General features: G+C 50.0%; 11 protein-coding genes. 8 read left to right on the top strand and 3 right to left on the bottom strand.

Features of this window, described 5'->3' with window-relative positions; translation table 11 throughout:
• Positions 1–21: 21 nt before the first annotated feature.
• The 3 genes from ACI1P2_RS17400 to ACI1P2_RS17390 form a co-directional block, all read right to left on the bottom strand.
• A complete protein-coding gene (locus ACI1P2_RS17400) occupies positions 22–774 on the bottom strand; it encodes an IclR family transcriptional regulator (RefSeq protein WP_355321117.1) in 753 nt (250 codons plus the stop codon).
• 254 nt (positions 775–1,028) lie between these two features.
• The gene (locus ACI1P2_RS17395) at positions 1,029–1,352 is read right to left on the bottom strand and encodes a DUF3817 domain-containing protein (RefSeq protein ID WP_355321116.1); all 324 of its coding nucleotides are present in this window, start codon (positions 1,350–1,352) and stop codon (positions 1,029–1,031) included.
• 89 nt (positions 1,353–1,441) lie between these two features.
• Entirely contained in the window at positions 1,442–2,797 is a 1,356-nt protein-coding gene (locus tag ACI1P2_RS17390) for an amino acid permease (RefSeq protein ID WP_355321115.1), read from the bottom strand.
• Between the two features lie 195 nt (positions 2,798–2,992).
• On the opposite strand from ACI1P2_RS17390, the gene ACI1P2_RS17385 reads away from it, so the two are divergent.
• From ACI1P2_RS17385 to ACI1P2_RS17350, 8 genes are all read left to right on the top strand, one after another.
• Positions 2,993–3,652, top strand: a complete 660-nt coding sequence (locus ACI1P2_RS17385; RefSeq protein WP_355321114.1) for an alpha/beta hydrolase — start codon at positions 2,993–2,995, stop codon at positions 3,650–3,652.
• 87 nt (positions 3,653–3,739) lie between these two features.
• On the top strand, positions 3,740–4,498 hold the full coding sequence (locus ACI1P2_RS17380; protein ID WP_355321113.1) for an exodeoxyribonuclease III: 759 nt from the start codon (positions 3,740–3,742) through the stop codon (positions 4,496–4,498).
• A 77-nt stretch (positions 4,499–4,575) separates the two neighbouring features.
• Positions 4,576–5,592 (top strand): LacI family DNA-binding transcriptional regulator, encoded by a 1,017-nt coding sequence (locus ACI1P2_RS17375; protein WP_355321112.1) that lies wholly within the window; start codon positions 4,576–4,578, stop codon positions 5,590–5,592.
• A gap of 56 nt (positions 5,593–5,648) precedes the next feature.
• Positions 5,649–7,742, top strand: coding sequence for an amylo-alpha-1,6-glucosidase (locus tag ACI1P2_RS17370; protein WP_355321111.1), 2,094 nt, complete (start codon positions 5,649–5,651; stop codon positions 7,740–7,742).
• 34 nt (positions 7,743–7,776) lie between these two features.
• Positions 7,777–9,030 (top strand): ABC transporter substrate-binding protein, encoded by a 1,254-nt coding sequence (locus ACI1P2_RS17365; protein WP_355321110.1) that lies wholly within the window; start codon positions 7,777–7,779, stop codon positions 9,028–9,030.
• Between the two features lie 23 nt (positions 9,031–9,053).
• Complete coding sequence (locus ACI1P2_RS17360) at positions 9,054–9,953, top strand: carbohydrate ABC transporter permease (RefSeq protein ID WP_355321109.1); 900 nt, start codon at positions 9,054–9,056, stop codon at positions 9,951–9,953.
• A gap of 13 nt (positions 9,954–9,966) precedes the next feature.
• On the top strand, positions 9,967–10,794 hold the full coding sequence (locus ACI1P2_RS17355) for a carbohydrate ABC transporter permease (protein ID WP_355321108.1): 828 nt from the start codon (positions 9,967–9,969) through the stop codon (positions 10,792–10,794).
• A gap of 185 nt (positions 10,795–10,979) precedes the next feature.
• Entirely contained in the window at positions 10,980–12,818 is a 1,839-nt protein-coding gene (locus ACI1P2_RS17350; protein WP_355321107.1) for an HSP90 family protein, read from the top strand.
• The last annotated feature ends 1 nt before the right edge of the window (position 12,819 follow it).

Genomic DNA, 12,819 nt, shown 5'->3' with positions numbered 1-12,819 from the left:
GTTCCTCCCTTTTCTCTCTAACTAGTTGGATGTGTGTCCAATGCTTTCTGAGATTTGTTTTGATGTGCGAAGTAATTTGTCAGTAATAAAATCCTTACGTGTAAGCATCCTTTCTTTCGGACCAGCTACACTGATGGCCGCTTGAATCGTTCCATCCGCTCCAAATACGGGTGCTGCAAGACAAAACAACCCTTCTTCGTTCTCCTCATCATCAATGGAATATCCTGCATCAATAAATCTTTCCAGCTCCTTCTCCAACTTCTGTCTATCTGTAATGGTTTTATCCGTAATCGAAATGAGCGGTGTTTTATCCAATATCTCGCTTCGCTTTTCTCCTGGTAAGAAAGCTAAAAATGCTTTTCCTAATCCTGTACAATATAACGGTTTTCGATAACCTGGCTGAGCAGTTGTGCGAATCGAACGATTGTTATCTATTTTTGCAACGTATACCAACTCATCATCAGATAGTAAAGCCATAAAAACGGTTTCTTGCACTTCTTCCATTAATTTTTTAAGGAAAGGCTGTCCTTGAGAGGAAATATCCAACGATTCCATGGCAACCGTTCCAATCTGAATTAACTTAGGTCCTAATTTATATTTCTTAAGAGCATCTTGACTTAAATATCCTTCTTCAAACAAAGTCTTAACAAGAGTGGATGTGCTGCTTTGAGGAAATGAAAGCAGTTCACTAACTTCTTTTATCGTTAATCCTTCTTTATGAAGAGCTAACAACTCAAATACCCTTAAAACACGCTCAGCAGATTTAACTGACATTTGGCTCCTTTCCATCAAAATCACATATGTGATTTTGATTCATATATATGATTTTTAGATCTGACTTTATTATATTCATTATTTCATTTTAATCAATAGTCTTATGGGAAGAAGAACATCGGAAAGCCGAACGAGGGAAAACCGCACGTAAGTTTTGATGAAGGGGGAGCTGAAAAAGAAAAAGGAGGGCATGCGCCCTCCCAAATGAAATTTCAGTTCTACATTCGATTATGTGTTTTGGATTGAATATGTTCTTATGCTTTGGGATTGACAGGCTCGGCAGGGATACCGCCTTTGTTCAGCACTTTGCGGTCGAATACGAAAGGACCGAAAGGCAGCAGTGAGGCGATGAAGCCGAGAACGGCCTGCTTGAATGTCAATTTCCGCACCAGCAGTGCCGCGAGAATGGCCACCACATACAGGATGAATAAAACGCCGTGAATCATGCCGACCACGCTGACCATGGAAGGCTGATCCGCCAAATATTTGAGGGGCATTGCGATAAAAACGAGCAGCAGATACGATACCGCTTCAAAATTACCGACGATGCGCAGCAGCTGTAAGACGCGTCCGGACAAGTGGATACCCTCCTACTAATAGTTTTATTTTAATATAGCTGAAATAAAGCATTTGCAGTCATTCGGGAAGTTACAAAAAATTGAATATTTCAATTTTGATTCGCTTTAAATCTGATCAGCGACCAAACCGCCAGCAATGCAAGTACGGCAAGACATGCACCGATGCTGATGCGGTTCTGGGCATCAAACAGAAAAACGACTGCAATGATGCACAGACACAGGACCGTCAATCCGGTGATGTATGGGAAACCCCATACGGTGAAAAACGGCTTCTTTGGATAAAGCCTGCGCAGCTTCAACTGCGCGAGACAGATCGTGATCCAGACGATGAGCACGACAAAGCCGGGCACTGCCATCAGCACCCGAAACAGGCTGTCCTGTGCGGCATAAGCCAGCATGGAGCCTCCGAGAAGCACGAGGGCGCACAGCAGCAGGCTGTTCCGTGGAACGCCGCGGCCTGTGGTACGAACGAGCAGATGCGGCGCTTCACCGTTCATGGCCATCGAGTGCAGCATGCGGGTAGCGCCGTAAATGCCAGAATTGGCGGCTGACAGAACGGCGGTGATCAGGATGAAGTTCATGACATGCGCCGAACCGGCAAGACCGGCCGCTGACAACACCTGAACGAACGGGCTGGATTGATCGCTTAGCTGATTCCATGGAATCAAGCCGCAAATCACGAGAATCGGCAGAGTATAAAAGAGCACGACTCGCAAAATGAAGTTTTTCACGATACGCGGCATGACCTGGGCGGCGTTCTCCGTTTCCGTCAGGGTAAGGCCGATCAGCTCGGACCCGCCGTACGAGAAGGTGACGACGAGCAGCGCCGGGAAAATGGCCGTCCACCCGTTCGGAAAGAAACCGCCGTGCTGAACATAGTTGGACAGATAGGGCGTATGTGCCGAAGGCAGGATGCCGAACAAAAGGCAGGCCCCCAGAATAATAAACACCACGATCATTGTAATTTTGATGCCTGCCAGCCAAAACTCCAGCTCACCGAAACGCCCGACACTCATCATATTCACCGCAATAATAAAAGCAGCGCAGATCAGACTCAGCAGCCACAAGGGAACATCCGGCAACCAGTACTGCAGGAAGCTGCCGGCGGCGAGCACTTCTATGACACAGACAGTAAGCCACATAAAGCAGTACATCCATCCGATAATAAAGGAAATGCGTTCTCCTAAGGCTGTGCGGATAAAATCCTTCATATTGTGGTTGGGATATACGGTAGCCATTTCCGCGATAACTCCCATAACGACGAGCAGCAGGAGTCCCGCTAATATATAGGAGAAAATAACGCCTGGGCCGGCCAGGCTGATCGTTTCCGCACTCCCCTTAAAAATGCCCGTCCCAATGACCCCGCCCATCGCCATAAAGGTAATATGGCGGGGGAGCAATTTTTTCTGCAAGGACGGTTGTTCCGCTTCTTTCACTGTAATCATATCCTCCTTCGCAGAGCGTCTGGATATATAGTCTTCCTATTCATGCTTCCGTATTTTTGGCAGTCTCATACTACCGGAGAATGAAGAGGGAAGCAAGCTTTGATGAAGAATAGGCAGGGTGAGCCCATTTGGTTATACCCAGGGCCATGCTTTAAAATGATATGTACAAATAGACAACACAGGAGCTGAGCCGCGATGACCGTTTGTTTGCTGATTCATGGCTTTACCGGAGGGGAGCATGAGGTTGCGCCTTTGGCCGATTATTTGCGGCAGCATGGCTGTACGGCACGTACTTTTACCTTGAAAGGTCTCACGGGAACGCGTGAGGAAATGCTCGCAGCCGGAAGAAGGGACTGGATCAGCCGCGCGGAGGAGGAACTGGCGGGCCTGCTGGCACAGCACTCAACGGTCCACTTGATCGGCTTTTCGACAGGTGCGCTGATTGCTGTTCACTTGGCGGCCAAATATGGTGAAAGGATCGGCAGGCTGATCCTCCTGTCCACTCCCGTATTTCCCTTGAACCCGCGCGAAATTATGAAGACACTGCTTCGCGCCGAAATGCTGAAGGCTTATATCAGAAACGCGATTAAGACACCGCCATGGGCTACGCGTGAATATTATCGGCTGGTGCGCGAAACGTTTGAGATTTATGGGCAGGTCAGGCAGCCGGCGCTTATTGTGCAGGGCACGAACGATCATCTGGTCAGAGACCGCAGCGCATCTTACTTGGTTGCTCATCTCGGGTCACCGGATAAAAAGCTGCTGATGATCGAGAATAGCGGCCATCTGGTGTGCCATTGCAGCGAAAAGGAGCTGCTCTTCCGCGAAGCATTGGATTGGATCTGCAATCCGTGAAGATTGCATGAAACCGGGAAGCAGACAGGCCAAATTCGGCTCGGTATGTTAAACTGGGTCACAGGAAACAGGTGAGGGGAGTTTGACATGAAGCTGGTATCTTGGAATGTAAACGGATTGAGAGCATGCGTGAACAAAGGTTTTACGGATTATTTTCATGCGTCGGGTGCGGATATTTTTTGCGTGCAGGAAACGAAGCTGCAGGAGGGACAAATCAGTCTGGAGCTTGGCAGCGAAGTATATTCATATTGGAACTATGCCGAGAAGAAAGGATACTCCGGAACCGCCGTATTTACGAAAATCAAACCTTTGGCGGTAACGTACGGGCTGGGGGAGACGGATGCCGATTCCGAAGGACGCGTGATCACACTGGAATTTGACGGCTTTTATCTGGTCAATGTGTACACCCCCAATGCGCGGCGCGATTTGTCCAGATTGGAGCATCGGCTGCAATGGGAGGAGCAGTTCAGGGCATATCTGGTTGGACTTGATCAGGACAAGCCTGTCATCGTTTGCGGTGATATGAATGTCGCCCACCAGGAGATTGATCTGAAAAATGCGAAGTCCAATATGGGCAATTCAGGTTTTACTATAGAGGAGCGGGACAAGTTCACAAAACTGCTGGAATCCGGCTTTACGGACACGTTCCGTTATTTTTACCCTGACCGTAAAGAGGTGTACAGCTGGTGGTCCTACATGCCCAAGGTGAGGGAACGGAATATCGGATGGCGAATCGATTATTTTCTCGTCTCTTCGCGGCTTGAGCCGCAGTTAAAGGATGCCGGGATCGATTGCCATATCATGGGGAGCGACCATTGCCCCGTAGGGCTGGAACTTAATGCTTGATATCGTTTTCAATATCGGTTATACTCGCTTCATCATCATCCGAAACGTTTTGGATAGAACGATAAGGAGAAAAGGGTATGACGACAATTAAAGACATTGCCCGAGTTGCCGGCGTATCCGTAACTACCGTATCGAGGGCTTTGAATGGTTATGGGGATGTGAATGAAAACACTCGCCAAAAAATCATTCAGGTGTCCAAGGATTTGAACTACAGCCCGAATACGCTGGCAAGAGGGCTCGTTATGAATAAATCCAGGACGATCGGCTTGCTCGTATCCGGCATGAATCGGCAAAATGCGAAGGATCAGTTTACTTTTGAAGTATTGTCCGGGATCAACGAATATGCCTCGGAGCAGGACTATGATCTGATCCTATTCAGCACGAACTCCACCAAACAAAGGGAGAAAACGTATTCCCAGCTTTGCAAGGAGCGAAGAGTGGACGGCGTCATTCTGTCAGGCATTAAAACAGATGACCCTTATCTGCAGGAAGTGGTTGAAAGCGATATTCCTTGTATTCTGATTGACATCCCCATGAAGTCGGACACCGTCGGGTATGTAACAACAGATAATGTGTTGGGGGCGAGCACGGCGGTAAGTCATTTGATCGGGCTCGGACACCGCAATATCGCCATGGTCAATGGCCATGATCAGGCTTTTGTCAGCCCACAGCGTCTGCAGGGATATAAGGAAGCGCTGGAGACCCGCCATCTGCCATTCAGACCGGAATGGGTCGTGAATGGTGCATATGATGAAGAGACTGCAAGGCAGGAGGCGGAGAAGCTGTTGGCCCGTTGTCCTGAGATTACCGCCGTCTTTTGCGCGAGCGATCTAATGGCACTCGGGGTACTGAAGGCGGCGGTCAGCTTGGGCAGGCGTGTTCCCGAGCAGCTGTCGGTCGTCGGTTATGACGACATCCTGCTTGCATCGTATGCCAACCCGCCGCTAACCACGATATCGCAAAATAAATTTCAGCTTGGTTATGAGGCAGCAACCATGCTGATCCATATGCTGGAGGGCAGCCGCGAGCCGCATGAGATGTATCTGGATACCCAACTTGTCATACGCCATTCCACATCTGAAAACCACAATTAGTGGTTTTTCAATTACGCAAAATCCGAAACGTTTCGGATACATCAGGAGGATGATTTATGGATTACAGAGTGATTAAGGAAAATGATTTGTTCATGCTCACCGACAAAAAGGGCAACATTCCGCAGGATCATCCGTACGGATTGGGTCTTTATATGAAGGACACCCGTTTTCTCAGCAAGCTGGATCTTCAAGTGAATGGACAGGATCTGGTGCTTCTTTCATCGGATGGAGCAGACAGCTATTTATCCACCATATTAATGACCAATGTTCATATGGAAACAGAGGGCAAGCTTGAGCTGTGGCGGGAATCGGTCGAGATTGAGAGAAAACGCTTTATTTATGATGATGTTTTGTATGAAAGCATCAAGATGACCAATTATTATCCCAAGCCAGTCACATTCCAATTGAGCGTGTATATGGATGCGGATTTTGTGGATATGTTCGTGGTCAGAGGTTTTCAGCATGGTGAATTAGGCAGACGAACGGGGAATATTAACGGACCCCGAACGGTTAGCTTCCACTATGAAGGTGCAGACCATATCAAGCGGGCCACGGTCATTTCCTGGGACCGTCAGGAGGAAACCGCCAACGATGGCGATGTCATGTTTAACGTGAGTTTGTCTCACGGGCAGGCGGAGACGATTACCTTCACGATACAGCCACAAATTGGAGAGGTGAAGCACAAGCATGTTTCATCTCCGCAAGCCGCAGTGGAACTGCTGCAGCAATCCTATAATGCCTGGGCCAACAGGATTACGAAAGTGCAGACAGATTATAAGCCATTGCAGAGTCTGATTGATCGGGGATTGACCGATTTGCGGATTTTGCTGACCGATCTGGGATATGGGTCTTTTCCGGTGGCCGGCCTGCCGTGGTTCGGTGTTCCTTTTGGCAGGGACAGTCTGATCGCAGCTTTGCAGATGCTGCCTTTTGCTCCTGAAGTGGCGAAGGGCACGATTCGAACGCTGGCCTCCACGCAAGGAAAAGCCGTTGATCCGTGGCGGGATGAGCAGCCGGGTAAAATCATGCATGAAATCCGTTACGGAGAACTGGCGAATACGAATCAGGTTCCATTCACGCCTTATTATGGCACGATTGATGCGACTCCGTTATTTCTGGTGCTCATTGCGGAGTACGTGAAGTGGACAGGAGATTTGTCCCTTGTCCGGGAACTGGAGCAGTCTATTGACGATGCGCTGCTGTGGATTGACCGCTATGGCGACAGGGATGGGGATCAGTTTGTCGAGTACCATCAGGAATCGAGCAAAGGCATCGCGAACCAAGGATGGAAAGATTCAGCCGATTCCGTCGTACACCGCAATGGCGACTATGCCCAGACACCGATTGCCCTGAGTGAGGTTCAAGGATATGTCTATCAGGCAAAGCGGGGGGTTGCGGAGCTGTATGAGGCGCTCGGGCGCACCGGGGAAGCCGATCAGCTGCGTAAGGAAGCCGAGGTATTGAAGGTGAAATTTGATGAACAGTTTTGGATGGAAGATGTACAGTATTATGCCATTGCTCTGGATGGAAACAAGCAGCAGGTTGGCACCATTACCTCCAATCCGGGACATGTTTTATGGACAGGTATGCTGGATGAAGCAAAAGCCGAAGCCGTTGCGAGGATGCTGGTATCCCCCGCCATGTTCTCCGGTTACGGAATTCGTACGATGGGGGCGGGGGAGGCTGGCTACAATCCGATGAGCTATCATGACGGAAGCATTTGGCCGCATGATAACAGCCTGAGCCTTCTCGGTCTTAGCAAGACCGGTCATCAAGAGGAGGCGAATGCAGTGATGACAGGATTGATCGCTGCTGCCGAACATTTTGAATACAACCGTCTGCCGGAGCTGTTCTGCGGGTATGACCGATCCATCGGCAAAGCGGTCCTTTACCCTGTGGCTTGTTCTCCCCAGGCATGGGCTGCCGGTACGCCTCTGACCTTTGTACAGGCACTGCTCGGTTTATTCCCGGACGGAATCCACCGCAAAATCCATTTGTCGCCGACTCTTCTGCCAGACATGAACGAACTTTCCGTGTCAAATATCGCCATCGGCGACGGTGTACTTTCGGTCAGGGTTGAAAGAGCCGGGGCAGAATTGAATTGGAGCATCACGGAAAATACGACCGGTTATGAGATTGTGACAAAATGACCGAAGCCTTCGATACGGAAAGGAGATGACCCGTATGAACGTGTTCAGACAGATCGTGGCCCTGGCGGTCACGATCACAGCTATCGCCGGGCTCTTGACCGGCTGCGGCGGAAATGAGAAAAGTGCCGACGGAAAAGTCGAAATTACCTTTGCCGGATGGGGTTCCACTCCGGAAGAGAGCAAACTTCTGGAGGAGCTTCTCGCCGATTTTGAGAAACAGCACCCGAATATTAAGGTCAAGCATGAAGTCATCGCCGATCAGTATATGGATGTGATCAAAACAAGGCTGATTGGGGGCAAGGGGCCTGACGTATTTTATCTGGACGCGATTGAGGCTCCGGCTCTGATCGAAACAGGGGTACTTGAGCCGCTCGACCGTTTCATAACGGATGACTTCGATGTTGATGATTTTGAACAACCGATGATTCAGGCTTTCCAGCAGGGCAATCAAACATTCGGGCTTCCGAAAGGCTATTCGACGCTAGCGCTGTTCTACAATAAGAAAATGCTGAATAAAGCCGGGGTGCAGGTCCCCCAGACATGGGATGAGCTGCGTGAAGCCTCCAAGAAACTGACGGAAGGGAATAAAGTTTACGGCTTCGGGCAAAATCCGGAGCTTGCACGTACCTTTTTCATTGCGCAATCGCTGGGAGGTCATGTGGTTAAGGACGGAAGGGCCAATTTTACGGAATCGGCGGTGCTGAACGCACTCCAGCCTTATGTTGATCAGCATTTGAAAGACAAGACGGCCGCGCAGCCAAGCGATGTGGGGGCGGGCTGGACAGGCGAAATGTTCGGGCAGGGAAAAGCGGCGATGGTGCTGGAAGGCAACTGGGCTATTCCCTTCTTGCAAAGTACATTCCCGAATACCGATTTCGGGACGGCGGAAGTGCCGACAATTCATGGTAAAAAGGGGACGATGGCTTTTACCGTCGCTTATGTCATGAATGCGGCATCCGAGAAGAAGCAGGCTTCCTGGGAACTGATTTCCTACCTTACGGGTAAGCAGGGGATGAAAGCATGGGCAAGCAAAAAGTTTGAACTTCCGACGCGGAAATCGGTCGCCGCAGAGCTGGGTTATGATAAGGACCCTCTGCTGGGACCGCTTGTCAAGGGAGCGCCCTACGCCACAGTATGGTCTGCAGGCTCGACACTGCCGACGATATTCAATAACTTCAATAACCAATTTGTAAGCGCTTATATCGGAGAGCGTTCGTTACGGGAAGCGCTTGCGGATGCGCAGGCTCAGGCTAACGAGGAAATCGAATTTCAGCTCTATGATCAGTAAACCGGAATGGGGGGGATCCAGGCATGGGAATCAAGCTTTCGCGAAGAGCGCTTAAAGAGGCGATACAGGGGTATCTGTTCCTGCTGCCGACTTTGTTTGTTTTGCTGACTTTTATCGTGGGCCCGATTTTTTACGCATTATTCCTTGCTTTTCACAAGGTTCAGCTCCTTGGGGGGCAAGGCTTCGATTTTGTCGGTCTTCGAAATTTCTCCCGCATTACGGTGGATCAGCGGGCGCATATTGCGATTTGGAACACCTTGAAATATGTCGTTATCGTTGTACCGGTACAGACCATTTTAGCGATGGTGCTGGCGGCTGTGCTGAATGCGGGGCTGAAAGGCCAGAAGCTGTTCCGTATTATTTATTTTCTGCCGACACTGACATCATCAGCCGTTTTAACCCTGATCTTCATGTGGATGTTCAATCAGAGCGGATTGATTAACGAAATGCTGAGCTCTATCGGCCTGCCCACGTATAACTGGCTGGGGGACCCGCGCGTGGCACTGAACGCCATTATGGGTATGAACATCTGGTCTACGGCGCCATTTTACATGATCATCTATTTGGCGGCGCTTCAGGATATTCCGGATTCACTGTATGAGGCTGCCGAGCTGGACGGGGCGAACGCCTTCAAGAAATTTATGAGCATTACGGTGCCCAGCCTAAAGCCGGTTACTTCCTTTGTGGTCATCATGGGACTGATTGGAACCTTTCAGCTGTTTGACCAGTCTTATATTTTCTCGGCCGGGTCCGGGGGTCCGAATAACTCGACGCTCACCGTCGTTTTGCTGATCTATCAATATGCCTTCAAAAATATAGGAACGATGGGTTATGCCGCCGCGCTGGCCATGACGCTGGCCGTCATTATTATGATTGCGACATGGCTGCAGCGTAAATTTGCACAAGAAGAATCTTTAAATTAGGGAGAGGTGCATCATGATCAATCGCCAAAAAATCGGCAACGTGTTGCTGTACATGATTTTGGCCGCGTATGCGGTGGTGACGCTCGTCCCGTTCTTCTGGGCGCTGTCATCGTCTTTTAAAACATTGGAAGAAATCGTGAGCGGCAGCTTCAGCTTCCTGCCGAAAGTATTTACGCTGGATAACTACAAAACGATATTCATTCAGGAGCCTTTATTCGGGCGCTGGCTGTTTAACAGTGTCGTGATCGGCGTCGTCGTTACCGGGTTGAATCTATTGTTCAATTCGATGGCGGGTTATGCGCTCGCAAGGTTAAACTTTCCGGGGAGGAATCTGCTGTTTATCGTTATTCTCGGGGTGCTGATGATTCCGACGCAGGTTACGATGATTCCCAACTTTTTAATTCTGAAAGGATTTGGCTGGCTGGATACGTATCAGGGCATGATCATTCCTTCCATGATCAGCGCGACTTATATCTTTATGATGCGCCAGTTCTTCGTCAGCTTTCCGAAAGAGCTGGAGGAGGCGGCCGAGATTGATGGATTGGGCCGGATGGGAGCTTTTTTCCGGATCGTGCTGCCGCTCGCCCGGCCGGCGATGGCCGCGCAAATTATTTTCGTGTTCATGGGCTCCTGGAATGATTTCATGAAACCGTTGATCGTTATGTCGAGTCCGGAAATGTTCACGCTGCCGCTCGGCTTGAACACGTTCAAAGGCCAGTATATCAGCTACTGGAACTATATCATGGCCGCATCCATGATCTGTACAGTTCCGGTATTGATCATTTATGCCTTTTTCAATCGTTATTTCATCAAAGGCATTACGTTTACAGGCAGCAAATAGAGGATATGATGGTGTGTCTTTCATATTCTCGCAAAAAATATACGGAAGCAGGCCGCTTAATAATCACAAGGGCCTGCTTTTTGCATTAAGCAGGTCCTATTGTTCGGGCCAGGATGTGTAGTTATACTTTTATCTGGAGGTATTTAACAACAGGTGAGATAGACTTGAGGATTGGAGCGAGGAATATGAAGCAGCAGGACAATTACCGCTTTCAGGTGAATTTAAGCGGAATGATCAATATTTTATCCAATCATTTGTACAGCAGTCCTAAAGTGTTCTTGCGGGAGCTGCTGCAAAATGCTGTCGATGCCGTGACCGCCCGCAAAGGGATGGAGCATGACTATGAAGGAAGAATTCATATTGAGCTTGCAGGTACGGGAAGCGGAGCGACTTTAATGATGGAGGATAACGGTATCGGACTGACCGAGGATGATGTGCATCAGTTTCTTGCCATGATCGGGCAGTCCTCCAAGAGAGGGAAGGACCTTATGATGGAGGAGACTTCCTTTATCGGCAGGTTTGGAATAGGATTGCTGTCCTGCTTTATGGTCAGTGATGAAATCGTCATGCTTACGCAATCTGCTAAAGGCGGACCTTCGCTCGAGTGGAAAGGGAAGCCGGATGGTACGTACAGCATTCGCGAGCTTGAAACAGCCCTTTCACCGGGGACGAGGGTGTATTTACGCTGCAAGCCCGGTTGTGAGATTTATTATGAAACGGAGAACGTGGAAAAATGGCTTTATGATTACGGGGCGCTGCTTCCTTATCCGATTGAGCTGCGGACAGAACGGTTTGAACAAGTGGTGAACCCGTCGGTCCCGGCCTGGATTGCACAGCCTGAGCTGGCGCGCGGACAGCGTAACGAGGTGCTCCGCTTTGGAGAAAGGCTTCACGGCGAGCGGTTTGGCGACTTCATTCCGCTGCGTACGTCTTCCGGCAGAACAGGCGGCATTGCTTATGTTCTGCCGCAGGCTGTCAATCTGCACGCGAAAAAGAATCACCGTGTCTATTTGAAGCATATGCTGGTGTCTGATCAAGCGGAGAACATATTGCCGGTATGGGCCTTCTTTGTGAAAGGAGTCATCTGGAGCGATGAGCTGCAGCCAACGGCTTCCCGCGAACATTTTTATGAGAACGAGAAGCTTGAGGAGGTTCGCGCCGAGCTTGGTGAATCCATCCGCGCCGAGCTTATGCGAATGGCGGAATATGATCCCGACCGGCTGCGTCATATGATCCAACTGCACGCATTATCCATGAAGGCGCTGGCGGTGGAGGACGGGAATTTTTATCGCATGATTCACCGTTGGCTGCCGTTTGAAAGCACTTATGGGCGGCGCGAGCTGGGTGAGCTGATCGATGATAACCCAAATTTATACTTTACGGCGACACTGGATGAATACCGTCAGATCACACACGTGGCGGCGGCACAATCGTTATTGGTCGTAAACGGAGGTTATATTTACGACGCGGAGCTGATGGCGAGTCTGCCTGCCATTAACGCGAAGGTGCGTACCGAGCGTCTCCTTCCGGAGGACGTGTCGCTGGCATTTACGGACATCACTGCCGAAGAAAGAATGAGGTACTACGAACTGACACGTATGGCGGATGCCGCATTGCAGCGCTTCCGCTGCCGGGTTCAGCTGAAACGGTTCAAGCCTGTGGAGCTCCCGGCCCTCTTCACCCTGTCGAAGGAATCTTCCGAGCTCCGTTCCTTAAAAGCAGCGGAAGAGGCAAGCCCTGATGTGCTGTCGTCGGTGCTTCATTCGCTGGGCTCCTCGTTCAATCCGGAAGCAGCCTATTCGACGCTGTATTTGAATCTGGACAATCCGGTAGTGGCCCGCATCTTCATGCCGGTGAATGCCGGGGGCCTGGTCAATACGGTTGAAATGTTGTACGTGAACGCCCTGATGATGGGGCATTACCCTTTAAACAGGCAAGAGATGAGTGTGCTGAACCAGGGAATTCTGCGCTTGATCGAAGCCGGCCTGGCGGCTGATGCGCAAAAAGGAGGCGGTCCGCAGTGAC

This window comes from Paenibacillus jiangxiensis (assembly GCF_046098255.1).
Lineage (GTDB): Bacteria > Bacillota > Bacilli > Paenibacillales > Paenibacillaceae > Paenibacillus > Paenibacillus jiagnxiensis.
This window is presented reverse-complemented; position numbering and strand designations above follow the sequence as displayed.

What these genes read in the sequence shown, in the direction of transcription:
- ACI1P2_RS17400 (WP_355321117.1), bottom strand. Translation starts at nt 774, where the DNA reads ATGTCAGTTAAATCTGCTGAGCGTGTTTTAAGGGTATTTGAGTTGTTA.
- ACI1P2_RS17350 (WP_355321107.1), top strand. Translation starts at nt 10,980, where the DNA reads ATGAAGCAGCAGGACAATTACCGCTTTCAGGTGAATTTAAGCGGAATG.
- ACI1P2_RS17390 (WP_355321115.1), bottom strand. Translation starts at nt 2,797, where the DNA reads ATGATTACAGTGAAAGAAGCGGAACAACCGTCCTTGCAGAAAAAATTG.
- ACI1P2_RS17355 (WP_355321108.1), top strand. Translation starts at nt 9,967, where the DNA reads ATGATCAATCGCCAAAAAATCGGCAACGTGTTGCTGTACATGATTTTG.
- ACI1P2_RS17385 (WP_355321114.1), top strand. Translation starts at nt 2,993, where the DNA reads ATGACCGTTTGTTTGCTGATTCATGGCTTTACCGGAGGGGAGCATGAG.
- ACI1P2_RS17365 (WP_355321110.1), top strand. Translation starts at nt 7,777, where the DNA reads ATGAACGTGTTCAGACAGATCGTGGCCCTGGCGGTCACGATCACAGCT.
- ACI1P2_RS17360 (WP_355321109.1), top strand. Translation starts at nt 9,054, where the DNA reads ATGGGAATCAAGCTTTCGCGAAGAGCGCTTAAAGAGGCGATACAGGGG.
- ACI1P2_RS17370 (WP_355321111.1), top strand. Translation starts at nt 5,649, where the DNA reads ATGGATTACAGAGTGATTAAGGAAAATGATTTGTTCATGCTCACCGAC.
- ACI1P2_RS17380 (WP_355321113.1), top strand. Translation starts at nt 3,740, where the DNA reads ATGAAGCTGGTATCTTGGAATGTAAACGGATTGAGAGCATGCGTGAAC.
- ACI1P2_RS17375 (WP_355321112.1), top strand. Translation starts at nt 4,576, where the DNA reads ATGACGACAATTAAAGACATTGCCCGAGTTGCCGGCGTATCCGTAACT.